Source organism: Rhizobium sp. RSm-3 (assembly GCF_001854685.1).
GTDB lineage: Bacteria > Pseudomonadota > Alphaproteobacteria > Rhizobiales > Rhizobiaceae > Rhizobium > Rhizobium ecuadorense.
Map to the genome: position 1 here is coordinate 1 of NZ_MAWZ01000017.1, position 15115 is coordinate 15115.

Sequence of the window (15115 nt, forward strand, 5' to 3'; positions counted from 1 at the left end):
CAACGACCACCCAAACAGCCAGATCGATGATCTGCTGCCGTGGGCCTATGCCGCAAAGCCCGATCTCAAAGCCGTGGCCTGAAAACACCGCTTACTGTTGAGAAGAGTGCCGATGCAGATTTGTTGCGTGAGATGATTGGCTTTGCCGCCGAGCGGCTGATGGAGTTGGAGGTCGGCTCGGCTACGGGTGCTGACTTCGGTGTGAAGAACCCCATGCGGCTCACTCAACGCAATGGCTACCGTGACCGCGATTGGGAGACGCGGGCTGGCACCGTCGAGCTTCGCATTCCGAAGCTGCGCAAAGGCAGCTACTTTCCGAGCTTCCTTGAACCGCGCCGCATGGCAGAGAAAGCTCTGACGGCCGTTATCCAGGAAGCGTATATCCAGGGAATCTCGACTCGTTCTGTCGACGACCTGTGGTGGATGCGACCTATCTCAAGGTCCGGCGTGGCGGCCGCATCGTCTCAGTCGCCGTCATTATCGCGGTCGGCGTCAATAACGACGGTCGGCGCGAGGTCCTGGGTATGGAAGTTGGCACCTCGGAGGCCGAACCGATCTGGACGGAATTCCTGCGCAGGCTAACGCGCCGCGGTCTACGCGGGGTGAAGTTGGTTGTCTCTGATGCACATGAGGGCATCAAGGCTGCCGTTTCCAAGGTTCTCAATGCCACTTGGCAAAGGTGCCGGGTTCACTTCATGAGGAACGTGCTCGCGCATGCTGGAAAGAGCGGCAGGCGGGTCGTATCCGCCTTCATCGCGACGGCCTTTGCCCAGGAGACCCCGGAGGCAGCAAGCCGCACAATGGCGCAGTGTCGCCGATCAAATCAGGCCGAAAGTGCCGAAGCTTGCCACCATCATGGACGACGCTGAAGAGGACGTGCTCGCCTACATGACCTTCCCCAAAGAGCACCGGGCAAAGCTGCACTCGACGAATCCAATTGAGCGTCTCAACGGCGAAATCAAGCGACGCACCGAGGTCGTCGGCATCTTTCCGAACGACGAAGCCATCGTCCGTCTCGTCGGCGCACTGCTGCTCGAACAGAATGACGAATGGGCCGTTCAACGCGCCAAGTATATGACGCTTGAGACCATGGCCCAAATGAGATGAGCCCCAAATCAGCCTGCCCCGCTGTGGCACGCTGATATCCCCTTCCGACCCATGTCGGGAAAGCACGGCCATCAGCCGCGACCTACACCACCTCCCGGGACACGATCGTATCACCTTGTATTCCGGACTAAACTTATGCCGACAGCGTTGCGATAGAGGGCATTCGGAACCAGCATGCGGCTATTCCGGAAGGTCGGCACTCGCATGACGTCATCTGACCGACATCGTGGGGTTATTCGACAAAAATTGCGAAATGTCCTTGATCCAGTTTCCGCTGTTAGATCTAGTTGTCGCCGGCAGTCCTTCTCCTTCTCTATCATATTTGCTGGAGCGTGCCGCAAGTCCGACAAGAGCTGCGCCTAGGCCAACAGCTCTGTGCTGTCATTGACGGGTTAGGAACACGTCAATGATCAACGAGGCTGGAGCCTTATACCCGGTGTTCCTGCCTCAAATGTAAGGGCATGACGAGTGCCGCCCTTTCCTTCACTTGACCAGGTGGTTTCCGATCGAGGAGCCGCCATCGACCGTCAGAATGCTACCGGTCGCGAACCTCGAACGATCGGACGCAAGAAAAAGCATTGCTTCAGCAATCTCTTCAGCTGTCCCCATCCGATCCATGACGGCACGGGCGTTGAAATCGCTGCGAAGCTTCGCGGGGTCCTTCGCTTCGGCGAAGATTTTCGTGAAGTAAGGAGAGTCGATTGTCCCTGGAGCGACCGCGTTGACACGAATTCCCTCTTTCGCATGATCCATGGCCATCGCGCGCGTCAGCGAAGATATTGCTCCTTTCGATGCTACGTAGGCAGTCCTGTCCGCGATTGCTGAGGTTGCGGTGTAGGAAGTCGTATTGATGATCGAACCTCCGCCGTTCCGTCGCATAACAGGAATGACGTACTTTGAGCAAAGGAAGATCCCTTTGACGTTTACGGACATAATCCGGTCCCAAGTTTCTTCAGGAATGGTCACCACATTCCCCGTCGTTCCGAACCCGGCATTATTGACGAGCACGTCGACCCGGCCCCACTTTGCGGTCGTCTTCTCAACCATGCTTTCCGCGTCCTTGGCGGACGAGACGTCGACGCGAACACCGAAAGCCTTCGAGCCGATCTCGTTCGCCACACGAACCGCGGCGTCTTCATTGACATCAGCAACAACCACATAGGCGCCGTTCTTTGCGAAAAGCTCGGCTGTCGCACGACCAATGCCGCTGCCGCCCCCTGTGACGATACAAACTCTTTGATTCAAATCCATCGACCATCTCCTCATTTTTGGGTGCCTTAGAAGACATTTTAGCAGACAATCTGTCAATTGTGAAAATCCAGTTGACAGATTGTCTGCTGATCTGTTTATCTAGGCTCGATCGAATTTGGCCGTGGGAGGACAATATGGCCGATACCAGCACTGAGGCGCAGTTGGCTTTTAAGGCAGCTATGCGTCGGTTCACATCAACCATCTGCTTGATCACGACCGAACTCAACGGGGTCCGTCATGGCATGGCCGCCACCGCGGTCCAGTCGGTTACCGCGGACCCACCAACTGTTCTTGTCTGCATCAACCAATCGGCTTCGGTGAATCAGCCTTTGAAGATCTCCGGGAAGTTCGCCGTGAACATGCTGCATCTTTCACATGCCGATCTTGTGCCGCTGTTCAGTGGGCAATTGAAGGGTGAAGAGCGCTTTCATTACGGCGAGTGGCTGTCTCTCGACGGCATGCCGGTCCTGTCCGATGCGCAGGCGGCGTTTGTCTGCAAGCTAAAAGATGTCGTTCACGTTGGAACGCATGATGTTGTGCTCGGAGAAGTGCTCGAAGCACGGTTCATCGAGTCAATCGCGCCGCTTCTCTACGAAAACGGTCAACTCGTCAGGTCGTCGTCCATCAGTGGATCGGCCGCATAGTAGGTGGCTTTAACCACCAATCACATCACTCATCGAAAGCCCAAGGGCGGCAAGGAGAAAAGCGTGAGCAATATGGCACCCGCAAGAGAAATTCATGGACGTGAAGTCACAGAGCGCTTTGAGCGCGGACTAAAGACCCGGCGCGAAGTCTTGGGGGGGGGCTATGTTGATGCGTCGGTCAGCAAAGCCACCGACTTCAATTGGCCGATGCAAACCCTCGTCACAGAATACTGCTGGGACGCGATTTGGAATCGGCCGGGCCTGGAGCGCAAGCAGCGCAGCATCCTCAATCTCGGGATGATTTCGGCCCTCAATCGTCCGCATGAGCTGAAACTGCATGTTCGCGGAGCAATCAACAACGGTCTTACCAAAGAGGAAATTCGGGAGGTTTTCCTCCAGGTTTCGATTTACTGCGGTGTTCCTGCGGCCATCGACAGCTTCCGCGTGGCAGCGGAAGTTTTCGACGAGATGGGCATCTAGTTATTCAACGCATTTGAGTGGGCTGAGCATCATCCGTTGCCAGCCCGAGGAGGGACTACAGTGACCGCACAAGACGATTTCCGCGCTGCCGGAAACCCAATGTTCAATGATAACAAGCTCAAGCTCGGCGTATTTGGCACGAATTGCTCGAATGCATGCGCGATTACGCTCGCTGAGACAACGTTCGAACCTACCTTCGACCACAACGTCGAGATTGCAAAGAAGCTTGAGGCAGCCGGTTGGGAATGCATGGTGCCGATTGCACGCTGGCGTGGTTTTGGCGGTCCTTCAAACTTCAATGGCGTGAACATGGATACGTTCACCTGGGCGGCCGCTCTCGCGGCGGTCACCACGAAGCTCCAGTTCTTCTCAACGACTCACATTCCGACGCTAAACCCGATTGTTGCAACCAAGATGGCGACAACAATCGATCACATCTCGAAGGGTCGATACGGCCTCAATCTCGTTACCGGCTGGTTCACTCCCGAAATGGAAATGTTCGGAGTTCCTATGATGGAGCACGACACCCGCTATGAATACGCCACTGAATGGATGGATATCGTCGAGACGCTCTGGAAACGCAATGGCGTTACCTTCGAAGGCGAGTTCCTCAAAGTCAAAGACGCCTTCAGTGAACCCAAACCCTACAACAAGGCGGGTCGCCCGCTCCTGATCTGCGCCGGCGCCTCGGGCAAGGGACTGCATTTCACCGCCAAGTTCTGCGACTTCAACTTCGGCTTCATGCAAGACATGGAATCCGGCGCTGCCTGGGTCAAAAAGGTGAAGGACCTGGCGCGTACTGAATATAACCGTGATCTTGGCACATTCACAGCTTGCCCCGTTATCGTTCGCGAAACGGAGAAGGAAGCAAAGGAATACTACGACTACTACGTCAACCAGAAGGGTGACTGGGAGGCATGCGAGAACATCTGTGAAGTTCTGCAGGTGCAATCTCAAAACCATTCTGCCGAAATGTATCAAAAATTCAAGGAACGCTTCGTCGCTGGCTGGGGTGGATACCCGATCGTCGGCAATCCAGAACAAGTCGCCGACAAGCTCGTGGATCTCAGCAATACAGGCGTCAACGGCGCCTTGCTGACAATGGTCGATTACAACGAGGAACTTCCCTTCTTTAACGACCGTGTCATGCCGCTGCTCAAGCAAGCCGGTCTGCGCAACTGAACCAGTCCTCGGGACGGCGATTGCCGTCCCGACACGAACTCTGCCAGATTCTGGCAGGATTTTCGCGGCTGGCGGCCAAAGGGGCCGGCGGTTGAGCGGAACCACAAGGGGAGGAGGCCCTGAATGCTGAAGAAAATCGTTGCAGCGCTTTTTACGCTGTCGAGCCTTTATCACATGAACGGCGTGGCGAAGGCTGACGGCCTCGATTCGTTGCCGCCGGACCAAAAGGCGCTTTACGAGAATATCGATCCCGCCATTCCGCTCGGGGGGACGGTGTACAAAGATTTTGTTCCAAAACGTCCACCGCCGTGGAAAATTGGTTATGCATCCACATATGCCGGTAATACCTGGCGCGCGAACATCCTGGACGAATTCACCAACGTATTGCTTCCGAGATATAAGGAAGCAGGCCTAGTCTCCGATCTAATCGTCACGCAGTCTGACCTCAAAGACGCTGTCCAAATCCAGCAGATGCGGCAGATGGTTGACGACGGTGTTGATGCGATCGTCATTTGCTGCTCGAACATTACCGCACTTAACAAGACCATAGAGTATGCTCATTCGAAAGGCGTGCCAGTCTTCTCAGTCTCGGGCTATGTCACATCACCCTACGCAATCAATGCCACAGAGAATAACACCGACGGTGGCTACAAGGCTGCTGAATGGCTTGCCAAGGAAATCGGTGAAAAAGGCAACGTCCTGATGGTATCGGGCATCCCCGGTTTCGCATCATCGGACAGCTTCGACATCGGCGCGAAGAACGCGTTCGATAAATTCCCCGGTATCAAAATTGTAGGCACGATAGCTGGCAAATGGACCGACCAGGTCGCCCAGGTTGAGGTTCAGAAGTTTCTTGCCACCAATCTTGCTGAGGTTAATGGCATTCTCGTTCAGTCCGCTTCAGAAAACGGTGTCGTGAACGCAGTACAGCAATCCGGCCGCGACATGATGCCTATCGTGCTCGGGGGTGAGGCTTCGGCAGCCTGCTACTGGCGTAAGAACCCTGATTTCATAAGCAAGAGCTTCCATTTCTGGCCGCCGCGGTCTGATGCCCGCCTTGTGTGGGACGTCATGATGCGAACGCTCGAAGGCCAGGGACCAAAGATCCAGTCGATTCTTCGTCCTGCGCTTCCTTACACCATTGATGACGTGAAGGAAGTGCTGAAGGAAGATTGCGATCCCAATTCCACGGATTGGATCGAGCCGAAGAACAACGGCTGGTGGCCTGCAGACGTCGCTGCAAACTACTTCGAACGTCCTGAAGATCCGTTAGCTTGGCGGCCGAAGAAGTAATGAATGTTCTCCGGAAGGAGACCTCCCAGCCTCCCGCGTCGGTTTCTATAATCGGCGCGGGAGGTATCTGCGATTTGATTGGAAATAGTGTGCTGGACTTTCACAGAATTCAACGTTTGCCGCCTTATGTTTTCGAACAGGTCAACCGTTTGAAAGCAAGCGCGCGAGCGGGCGGCGCCGATATCATTGATCTCGGCATGGGAAACCCCGACCTTCCCACTCCTCAGTCGATCGTCGACAAGCTGTGCGAGGTCGTGCAGGATCCGCGCACCCACCGCTATTCCTCCTCCAAGGGCATTCCGGGGCTGCGCCGTGCCCAGGCCGCCTATTATGCCCGCCGTTTCGGTGTCAAGCTCAACCCGGATACCCAGGTGGTCGCCACCTTGGGCTCCAAGGAAGGCTTCGCCAACATGGCGCAGGCGATCACCGCGCCCGGCGACGTGATCCTCTGCCCGAACCCGACCTATCCGATCCACGCCTTCGGTTTCCTGATGGCGGGCGGCGTGATCCGCTCGATGTCGGTTGAGCCGGATGAGAGCTTTTTCCCGCCGCTGGAGCGGGCGGTCCGGCATTCGATCCCGAAGCCGTTGGCGCTGATCCTCAACTATCCGTCGAACCCGACGGCCCTCGTCGCGACGCTCGATTTCTATAAGGACGTCGTCGCCTTCGCCAAGAAGCATGACATCATCGTGCTTTCCGACCTTGCCTATTCCGAGATCTACTTCGACGGCGCTCCGCCGCCATCGGTTCTCGAAGTGCCGGGTGCAATGGATGTGACCGTCGAATTCACCTCGATGTCGAAGACCTTTTCCATGCCCGGCTGGCGCATGGGCTTTGCCGTCGGCAACGAGCGGCTGATCGCGGCGCTCACCCGCGTCAAGTCCTATCTCGACTACGGCGCCTTCACGCCGATCCAGGTGGCCGCGACCCATGCGCTGAACGGCGACGGTTCCGACATTGCGGAGGTTCGCAACGTCTACAAGCGTCGCCGCGACGTCATGGTCGAAAGCTTCGGGAAGGCCGGCTTCGACGTGCCGCCGCCGGCTGCCACCATGTTCGCCTGGGCAAAGATCCCGGAAAAGTTCCGTCATCTCGGTTCGCTGGAGTTTTCCAAGCTGCTGGTCGAGAAGGCCGACGTCGCCGTTGCACCGGGTATCGGCTTCGGCGAAATGGGCGACGACTACGTCCGTCTGGCGCTCGTCGAGAACGAACACCGCATCCGCCAGGCTGCGCGCAACATCAAACGCTGGCTTAGCGGCGACGAGAAATTTGAAATCAACGTAATGAATCAGTGAAAGGATACCCGATGCCAATCTTCGGATCATGCCAATGCAAAGCGGTAACGTACCAGGTTCAGGAAATTGATGGACCCATGTGGAATTGCTTCTGTCAAACATGCCGGAAGTCACACGCCGCTGATCACAATACCGCTGCGAAGGTGAAAAGCGAGCACTTCAAGATCCTTACAGGCCAAGATACGCTTCATAGCTTCGAATCGACGCCTGGAAAGCTGCGGTGGTTTTGTTCGGTATGTGGCTCGCACGTTTATGCGGAGCGGCCGGCCAGCCCGGAGCTCAAAGTCGTTAGAGCCGGCACGTTCGATACCGATCCTGGAAGTGTGCCGATGTCAAACGTATGGGTATCGCATGCGGAACCTTGGCTCGCCCATGATCCATCGAAGGCAAGCTCACCAGAGTTCCCGTAAGTGACCGGGATACTACCTGTCGTAACTGAGGTGGAGCCACGGCGACCGTATATCAAGCGGCAACGCCTCATTCCGTGTCCAGGAGGTTCTAACGCAAACGTGCTGGGTCGGTAAAAGCGGCAGGGATTGCAGACAGTAGGTGCGCTTGCACGGCGAGCCCACCCATTGAGAGAATAAAGTCGTACGAGACAGAAGACTTCTGCGAAGCAATCCAGCCTTCGAGGTTGGGAAATTACGGGTTGTGAGGGCTCAGGACACCGCAGGACTATTTTTGCCCCCACGGGTCCTCAACGACCTCCATTGCGGTGTGAGTGAAAATTGTAAGATTGTCTTATGCGAGAATGTTGGGAGTCCTGTGACATGAAAGTTGTTGTAATAACGGGGAATTTATCGCGCCCCTCGAAAACCCGGGCCGTAGCAGACTTCATGGTGGGTCGGGTGCGCGCGTCCGGCAACGAAGCAAGCTGCTGGGACCTTGTCGACCTTCATCCGCACCTTGGGGCAACAGTGTTGCCCTCCAGCGCCGCTGAGATTGTTAAAGCGGCACTCAACGATATTTTGGCTAGTGACGTGCTAGTTGTTGGTAGTCCGGTCTACAAAGCATCTTACACTGGGTTGCTGAAGCATTTATTCGACCTTGTCGACATGAAAGCGCTTAAGGGCCGCTATGTGATCCCTTTTGCAACCGGTAAAGCATCGAGTCACAAGCCGCTCGTCGAAGCCTCGATGGAAGCCTTATTCGACTTTTTCGAAGCGCAAATACATAGCCGTTTCATTTTCGCTCTCGATGAAGATTTTCAGAACGATGCTCTTTCTGAGAACCTGCGCGCGCTTGTCGACAGAGAGCTCGATGCCGCGCGTCGCGCCGTCAGCCCATAATAAGGAGGAGGATTCCATGTCTTTTTCGAGCATAGATGAGGCGATCGAGGCGATCGAAGCGGGCGAGATGGTTATCGTGGTCGACGACGAAAACCGGGAGAATGAAGGCGACCTAGTCGTTGCTGCCGAAAAAATAACAGCTGAGCACATCGCTTTCATGATGAAATATGCGAGAGGCCTTATCTGCGTGCCACTTCCAGCCGAACGTCTCGACAAACTCGAGATCCCCCTGATGGTCACACGTAATTCGGACTCACTGCAGACGGCATTTACCGTTTCCGTCGATTGCAAACACGGCACAACGACAGGGATTTCAGCCGAAGATCGAGCAGCAACCGTCAAGTCGCTCATCGATCCGCAGACGCGGCCGGAAGACCTATCGCGACCGGGTCACATTTTTCCTTTGCGTGCAAATCGTCTCGGTGTCCTGGGCCGTCCTGGCCACACCGAAGCTGCCGTGGATCTTGCACGACTTGCCGGCCTGGCGCCGGCTGGCGTAATCTGCGAGATCGCCAATGACGACGGAACCATGTCTCGACTGCCAGATCTCGAGAAGTTCGCAATCGAACATGGCCTGCACATAGTAACGATCGACGCTTTGATTGAGTACTGCAGGAGTCGTGATACGAGGGTAAAGCGTTACGCGCAGTCCTTTATGCCAACGCGGTTTGGGGATTTCAAGGCAATTGCTTATCGCGATAGTTTGACGGGAACTGAACACTTAGCTTTGACACTTGGCGAGTTGTGCGAGAAGGAAGACGTTCTGGTACGGGTGCATTCTGAATGTCTGACAGGTGAGGCGTTCCGGTCCATGCGATGCGACTGCGGTCAACAGCTCGAAATGGCTCTTCGGGCGGTCCAGTTAGCGGGCGCTGGTTGCGTGATCTACATGCGTGGGCAAGAGGGGCGTGGCATTGGCTTAGGAAACAAAATTGCGGCTTACAGCCTGCAGGATCATGGTCGTGATACTCTTGAGGCAAATCGGGAACTCGGCTTCGCATCTGATTCCCGCGAATATAACGCAGCGGCGGATATCATCCGCGACCTCGGTATCGGCAGCGTTCGGCTTCTGACCAACAATCCTACAAAAATAGAGGCGCTGCGAACGTCAGGCGTCATCGTGTCGTCTCGCCAGAGTCTGATCGCCGCATCTAGCGCGTCCAACATCACTTATTTTAAGACAAAGCGCGATCGGTTTGGCCACCTGTTGGACCAGGACACGTCAGCTGAACACGTCGGCCGGAGCAACGTCTTTTCAGTGTTTGGCGCGCAGGTGTTCTCTGGACCCCTTGGATAACGGAGCCGCCCTCGCCACTTACCTGCCGGTGATTGTAGGGGGCCGCCTTTGACCGGCAGAGTCCTAGAGCTTTTGCGTGGGCCCTGCCAGCACATCATTCGTGCAGGCCTATCGGAGTGATGTGGCCCGCGATTGCATCGAAAGCAGCGTTCGACCATATCTCGTCTTGAGCACGGCTGTTCCGACGGATCGCATTTAATCGCGGTCCGTCTTGTCTTTCGAAAAGTCTCGCAAAACTAATGCTTCATGCGAAGGATCGGCTTAATGACTTTGCCGCTCTCGGAATCAGCCATCGCCTCGTTGATCTGGTCGAGGTCATAGAACTGAACCAGTTTGTCGAACGGGAAAAGTCCCTGCTGCCAATACTCGATCAACTGCGGGACGAACTCGGACGGAACGCTTTGTCCTTCGACAACGCCGATCAATGTGCGGCCGAAAAGGAAGTTCCCGATATCGATCGTGCCTTCAGTGCCGAGAGCGGACGAGCCAACGAGACCGCATGTTCCCGGCGTACCAAGGCAGTCGACTGCCTGACGGAAAACTCGCGGCGAACTCGTGCATTCCAAGCTGAAATCAACGCCTGCGGGGACGATCTTCCTGATCGCGGCAACGCTGTCCAATTTGCGGGCATTTATCGTGTGCGTCGCCCCGAGTTCGCGCGAAAGTTCCAGCCGTTCATCGTTCAAGTCGATCACGATGATGGTCGCGCATCCGGCGATTTTCGCGGCCATCGTAGCCGCCATGCCAACCGCACCAGCACCGAACACTGCTATTGACGAGCCGGGCTTCGGCTTGAGGCAATTCAGTACCGCGCCAGCACCGGTCTGAAGCCCGCACCCGAGCGGTCCGATCAACTCGAGTGGAACATCCTTTGCAACCTTCACGGCGTTTCGTTCGCTGGCGATGGCGTAGGTTGCAAATGACGACTGCTCGAAGAAGCAGCCACTAATCTGTTTCCCGTGAGAATCATGGATCGGGCAGGTGCCATCCGGACGAGTGCCGCGGAAATTGCGACCGAAGAAGTCCTCGCAGTAGAAAGGTGTACCGGAAAGGCACTTTTCGCACTTGCCGCAATAGGCGTAGCTCAAAGCAACGTGATCACCGGGCACAAGATCTTTAACTGCGCTCCCGACGGCCTCGACGACGCCAGAGCCTTCGTGTCCCAACACAACAGGTTGAGGTACGTCATATCCCTGGTCCCTGACCACCAGGTCGGTATGACATACCCCCGATGCGACGATGCGGACCAAAATCTCGTCTGCACGAGGTTCCTCAATCCCTATGCACTCCAAGATCAAGGGCTTCGCCTTTTCGCGCGAGACCGCCGCATATGCCTGCTTCATGTAACTGTTCCTCCAAGGCTCACAACGCAATTCGCGCGAACGTACTCATCGTCAGACAATCAGTCAATAATTACTCTATTAAATTAGATCAGTTCAACCGGAGCAGGGCTGCATTTTTGCAAAGTCACGAGTGAACGCTGATTTGAAGTGATCAAAGGGTTCCGATGCATGTTCGAAAGGGAGCATGCGTCTTGTCCCGCTTTGGGCTGAAAGATCGGCAGACGAAAATTTAGTAGCAACGTGTGAGGCGAGCCGGATGGCGTCGCTTGCCGACGTCGAGCCGGTTCTGAAGGCTATCGACAGCTTCGAGACACCGGTATTGCCAAGTTCAACCGACTACAAACGATGCTACTGCCAGCCAGGCTTAACAGACAGTACCAACCAGGACGTTAGTCTTCTCGATGATCGAGAGGTCCGACGCAATCCGGTATACAGTTGGCGCGGCGGTCGGTGACTCAATAGCGAGCGTATCCTGGATCGTGAGGCGTTCGATGCCCTGCTTTAGTGACCTGATCGTATTCCCGTGGGCCACCACAAGAACCGATTTCCCTCTCAACAAGGGGGGGAACACTTCGCTTATCAAAAAGGGCAGAACCCTCGCGCTTATGTCCCGTATGCTTTCTCCCCCAGGTGGTGGAGTGCTGTACGAGCGGCGCCAAACCTGGACAACATCCTGGCCCCACCGCTCACGTGCCACGTTCTTGTTGATGCCGGTGAGCTGTCCGTAGTCGCGTTCGTTCAACTCGGTTCTCCTGATTGGCTCCAGCAGATCGCCGTTGGTTTCGTTCAAAATCGCTCTGCAAGTGTCGACTGTGCGCAAGAGGGCAGAGCTAAACGCAATATCGAACGAGATGCCGAGGTTCGCGAGCAGTGAGCCGGCTCGCCTGCTCTCAGACCAGCCCTCCTGTGTGAGCGGCACGTCGCTCGTACCCGTGAACTCCCCGCGCGCGTTCCCTTCGCTTTGGCCATGCCGGACAATCACCAGAGTGGACATTCATAACCCTCCCATCGATTTAGCGAACACGAATATTGTCGCACTATCGGACAATCCGTCAAGTGCGACTATGTGCAAGTGAAAACAAAACGATGTCGAAAAAACAAACGTCGAAGTTTATATTTATTGACAGATTGTCTGATAGCTCATACCAATGCACTCCGCCGTATTGAGGAGAGTCCGGCACGGCTTGGGAAGGCAAGGCTCTCGCCTTAACAGACAATGCCGCCCAGAGCGGCCGGAGGAGGAATTTTCATGAAGAGACGTACATTTCTACAAGCGAGCGGGGCAATTGCTGTAGCCGGCACGTTCGGAATGCCGGGGATTCTTCGCGCCGACGACGCGATCAGTCTCCTACCTGACACTTGGCCCTCCGAAGGCGCCAACCCAATTGTCGACGCGGGTAAGTTCAAGAAGTCAGGCCCGTGGAAGATCGGACACAGCCACTACGGCCTCGCTGGTTCAACGCATACCTACCAGACGGCGTTTGAAGCCGAATATGAAATAAAAAAGAACAAGGATCGGATCGCTGATTACCAGTTCCGGAGCGCTGATCTCAATGCCTCCAAACAAGTTGCCGATATCGAGGATCTGATCGCCCAGAAGGTCGATGCGATCATCATCGCACCGCTAACCACCGGTTCCGCCGTCGAGGGCATCAAGAAGGCAAAGGCTGCTGGCATTCCAACCGTAGTCTATCTCGGACGCGTCGACACCGAGGAGTTTACGGTTCAGGTCCAGGGCGACGACTTCTATTTCGGGCGCGTGATGGCTCAGTTCCTCGTCGACAAGCTTGGCAACAAGGGCAAGGTATGGGTTCTGCGTGGCGTCGCCGGGCATCCCATCGATGCAGATCGTTATGCAGGCGCCATGGAAGTCTTCAGCAAGTCTGGACTTCAGATCACGTCGACCCAGCACGGAAGCTGGTCTTATGAGGACTCAAAGAAGATTGCCGAAAGCTTGTATCTCTCCGACCCCGATGTCGCGGGCATCTGGACCGATGGAGCCAACATGTCTCTTGGCGTTTTGGATGCCTTGCAGGAGGCTGGCGCCTCAACGATCCCGCCAATCACGGGCGAAGCACTTAACGGCTGGATGCGTCGTTGGAATGACGAAAAACTTTCCTCGATCGGTCCGATTTGCCCACCCGCTCTGTCTACTGCCGCGCTACGGGCCGCCTTCGCCTTGCTGGATGGGAAGCCGATTCAGCGTAACTGGACGAACCGCCCCAAGCCGATCACCGACGAGACGCTCTCCCAGTTCTATCGCGCAGATCTCACTGATGCGTACTGGGCGCCGACCGAAATGCCGAACGAAAAGCTCCTTGATTATTTCAAGGCTTGATGAACTACGGGCACGATCACTCGTGCCCGTATCCCTGTCGAAGATGGAAATTCCCATGAGCACGCTTGTCGAGATGGTCGGCATCAACAAATCGTTTGGTTTCACGAAAGTCCTTTCGGACGTTCGCTTTTCCCTGGAACGTGGCTCCGTGCACGCTCTGATGGGGGAAAACGGCGCGGGGAAGTCCACCCTGATGCGTATTCTGGCGGGGGTATATCAGCCGGGCGCAGGAAGTGTTCGGCTCCGCGGGGAGGAAGTCAATTTCCGTTCCCCTAAGGAGGCACGGTTGGCGGGAGTGTCGACGGTGTTTCAGGAGTTTACCCTGATCCCCAATCTCACCGTTGCTGAGAACATGTTCCTGGGCCACGAACCTCGTCGCATTGACGGTTCGATCGATAGCGTCGAGGTAGTGAAACGCGCTCGCGCTTTGCTGGCTGACGTATTTCCACAGCTCGACGCAACCGCGATCGTCGAGACACTGACTGTCGCGCAGCAGCAGGCAGTTGAGATCGCGAAGGGACTTACGTCGAACGCGGACGTATTCATCTTCGACGAGCCAACGGCGGCGTTGAACTCGACCGATGTCGCGCATCTTTTCAAGGTTATCCGCGACCTTAAGGCTCAACATAAGGCTGTCGTCTACATCTCTCATCGCATGAATGAAGTCTTCGAACTATGCGACACCATCACCGTCATGAAAGATGGCGCTTGGGTAAGGACTGCAAGAGCGCAGGACTTCAACTTGCAAACGCTGGTAGCGACAATGGTTGGTCGCGAACTTCAGAACTTCTTTCCGCCGCGCTCGCAGGCCACCGGAGCGGCAATGCTGGAGGTTTCGGACTTGCGCCTCGACGACAGCAGCTCGACAGTCACTTTCGTTGTCAGAAAAGGTGAAATCATCGGGCTGGCAGGGCTCGAAGGACAGGGCCAGCGAGAGATAATGCGTGCCATTGTGGGCGTTGAATCGCCAAAGGCCATCGCCGTGTGGCGTGCCGGCCCCGACAACAGCATGCACGTGGTGAATGTAGGGTCAGGGTTCGCTCGCGCGGTCGCATCAGGAATCGGTTTTATCCCTGAGGACAGGAAGCAGGAAGGGCTGTTCCTGCGCCTGCCTATCTACGACAACATCGCGCTGGGAAAACAGCTCAATCGGAATATGGCAAGCGTTGCGTGGCGATCGGTGTCGAAGGTCCGCGAGGTGATCAAGTCGTTACGAGTTGCGGCCGCCGATCCCAATGCGCCCGTAGGTAAACTCTCGGGCGGGAATCAGCAGAAGGTGCTGCTGGGCCGCTGGTTGCTCTCCGGAGTGGACATCCTCGTTATTGAGGAGCCCACGCGCGGCGTCGACGTCGGTGCAAAGGCAGAGATTTACAGATTGCTGCGGGACTTCAGTGATCGTGGCGGTGCGGTCGTGGTTTCGTCGCGCGAGCACGCTGAGCTTATAGGGCTCTGCGACAGCATTTTGGTCGTTCATGACAGGAAGATCGTCGGGCAGATGTCCGCAGAGGGGGCGACCGAGGAAAGAATCCTCGAGACTGCGCTGGGGGCGAGTGCGTCACCGGATCCCCGTGCTGCGGTGCATTGAGGAGGATAACT

General features: G+C 56.0%; 13 protein-coding genes and 1 pseudogene. 11 read left to right on the forward strand and 3 right to left on the reverse strand.

The window, feature by feature from the left end:
- Positions 1-78: 78 nt before the first annotated feature.
- A pseudogene (locus tag BBJ66_RS16945) lies at positions 79-1101 on the forward strand (IS256 family transposase); the annotation flags it as partial.
- A 489-nt stretch (positions 1102-1590) separates the two neighbouring features.
- On the opposite strand, the gene BBJ66_RS16950 reads toward BBJ66_RS16945, so the two are convergent.
- Complete coding sequence (locus BBJ66_RS16950) at positions 1591-2358, reverse strand: SDR family oxidoreductase (RefSeq protein WP_004671535.1); 768 nt, start codon at positions 2356-2358, stop codon at positions 1591-1593.
- Between the two features lie 134 nt (positions 2359-2492).
- Here BBJ66_RS16950 and BBJ66_RS16955 point away from each other — a divergent pair, with 134 nt between their 5' ends.
- From BBJ66_RS16955 to BBJ66_RS16985, 8 genes are all read left to right on the forward strand, one after another.
- Positions 2493-3002, forward strand: coding sequence for a flavin reductase family protein (locus BBJ66_RS16955; RefSeq protein ID WP_008534378.1), 510 nt, complete (start codon positions 2493-2495; stop codon positions 3000-3002).
- Positions 3003-3074: 72 nt separating this feature from the next.
- A complete protein-coding gene (locus tag BBJ66_RS16960) occupies positions 3075-3482 on the forward strand; it encodes a carboxymuconolactone decarboxylase family protein (RefSeq protein WP_004671531.1) in 408 nt (135 codons plus the stop codon).
- Between the two features lie 60 nt (positions 3483-3542).
- Positions 3543-4664, forward strand: coding sequence for an LLM class flavin-dependent oxidoreductase (locus BBJ66_RS16965; protein WP_011053356.1), 1122 nt, complete (start codon positions 3543-3545; stop codon positions 4662-4664).
- A gap of 123 nt (positions 4665-4787) precedes the next feature.
- Positions 4788-5957 (forward strand): ABC transporter substrate-binding protein, encoded by a 1170-nt coding sequence (locus BBJ66_RS16970; RefSeq protein WP_004671529.1) that lies wholly within the window; start codon positions 4788-4790, stop codon positions 5955-5957.
- The gene (locus BBJ66_RS16975; protein WP_011053357.1) at positions 5957-7252 is read left to right on the forward strand and encodes an LL-diaminopimelate aminotransferase; all 1296 of its coding nucleotides are present in this window, start codon (positions 5957-5959) and stop codon (positions 7250-7252) included. Before BBJ66_RS16970 ends, BBJ66_RS16975 begins: the two co-directional genes overlap by 1 nt.
- Positions 7253-7263: 11 nt before the next feature.
- Positions 7264-7662 (forward strand): GFA family protein, encoded by a 399-nt coding sequence (locus tag BBJ66_RS33170; RefSeq protein ID WP_010029274.1) that lies wholly within the window; start codon positions 7264-7266, stop codon positions 7660-7662.
- A gap of 360 nt (positions 7663-8022) precedes the next feature.
- A complete protein-coding gene (locus BBJ66_RS16980; protein ID WP_012489472.1) occupies positions 8023-8541 on the forward strand; it encodes an NAD(P)H-dependent oxidoreductase in 519 nt (172 codons plus the stop codon).
- Between the two features lie 16 nt (positions 8542-8557).
- A complete protein-coding gene (locus BBJ66_RS16985; RefSeq protein WP_004671523.1) occupies positions 8558-9838 on the forward strand; it encodes a bifunctional 3,4-dihydroxy-2-butanone-4-phosphate synthase/GTP cyclohydrolase II in 1281 nt (426 codons plus the stop codon).
- A gap of 236 nt (positions 9839-10074) precedes the next feature.
- Here BBJ66_RS16985 and BBJ66_RS16990 read toward each other — a convergent pair whose 3' ends face one another.
- Together BBJ66_RS16990 and BBJ66_RS16995 are read right to left on the reverse strand one after the other, a co-directional pair.
- A complete protein-coding gene (locus tag BBJ66_RS16990) occupies positions 10075-11181 on the reverse strand; it encodes an NAD(P)-dependent alcohol dehydrogenase (protein WP_004671520.1) in 1107 nt (368 codons plus the stop codon).
- A gap of 364 nt (positions 11182-11545) precedes the next feature.
- Positions 11546-12175: a 2,3-bisphosphoglycerate-dependent phosphoglycerate mutase gene (locus tag BBJ66_RS16995; RefSeq protein ID WP_008534389.1), complete on the reverse strand. Its 630-nt coding sequence runs from the start codon at positions 12173-12175 to the stop codon at positions 11546-11548.
- A 255-nt stretch (positions 12176-12430) separates the two neighbouring features.
- Between BBJ66_RS16995 and BBJ66_RS17000 the strand changes: the two genes are divergently transcribed.
- Both BBJ66_RS17000 and BBJ66_RS17005 read left to right on the forward strand, forming a co-directional pair.
- A complete protein-coding gene (locus tag BBJ66_RS17000; RefSeq protein WP_004671515.1) occupies positions 12431-13519 on the forward strand; it encodes a substrate-binding domain-containing protein in 1089 nt (362 codons plus the stop codon).
- Between the two features lie 55 nt (positions 13520-13574).
- Positions 13575-15104, forward strand: a complete 1530-nt coding sequence (locus BBJ66_RS17005; protein WP_012489476.1) for a sugar ABC transporter ATP-binding protein — start codon at positions 13575-13577, stop codon at positions 15102-15104.
- The last annotated feature ends 11 nt before the right edge of the window (positions 15105-15115 follow it).

Bases quoted from the DNA above. Each gene is read 5' to 3' on its own strand.
- BBJ66_RS16985 (WP_004671523.1), top strand. From the start codon at position 8,558: ATGTCTTTTTCGAGCATAGATGAGGCGATCGAGGCGATCGAAGCGGGC.
- BBJ66_RS17000 (WP_004671515.1), top strand. From the start codon at position 12,431: ATGAAGAGACGTACATTTCTACAAGCGAGCGGGGCAATTGCTGTAGCC.
- BBJ66_RS16960 (WP_004671531.1), top strand. From the start codon at position 3,075: ATGGCACCCGCAAGAGAAATTCATGGACGTGAAGTCACAGAGCGCTTT.
- BBJ66_RS16980 (WP_012489472.1), top strand. From the start codon at position 8,023: ATGAAAGTTGTTGTAATAACGGGGAATTTATCGCGCCCCTCGAAAACC.
- BBJ66_RS33170 (WP_010029274.1), top strand. From the start codon at position 7,264: ATGCCAATCTTCGGATCATGCCAATGCAAAGCGGTAACGTACCAGGTT.
- BBJ66_RS16995 (WP_008534389.1), bottom strand. From the start codon at position 12,175: ATGTCCACTCTGGTGATTGTCCGGCATGGCCAAAGCGAAGGGAACGCG.
- BBJ66_RS16955 (WP_008534378.1), top strand. From the start codon at position 2,493: ATGGCCGATACCAGCACTGAGGCGCAGTTGGCTTTTAAGGCAGCTATG.
- BBJ66_RS17005 (WP_012489476.1), top strand. From the start codon at position 13,575: ATGAGCACGCTTGTCGAGATGGTCGGCATCAACAAATCGTTTGGTTTC.
- BBJ66_RS16975 (WP_011053357.1), top strand. From the start codon at position 5,957: ATGAATGTTCTCCGGAAGGAGACCTCCCAGCCTCCCGCGTCGGTTTCT.
- BBJ66_RS16990 (WP_004671520.1), bottom strand. From the start codon at position 11,181: ATGAAGCAGGCATATGCGGCGGTCTCGCGCGAAAAGGCGAAGCCCTTG.
- BBJ66_RS16950 (WP_004671535.1), bottom strand. From the start codon at position 2,358: ATGGATTTGAATCAAAGAGTTTGTATCGTCACAGGGGGCGGCAGCGGC.
- BBJ66_RS16970 (WP_004671529.1), top strand. From the start codon at position 4,788: ATGCTGAAGAAAATCGTTGCAGCGCTTTTTACGCTGTCGAGCCTTTAT.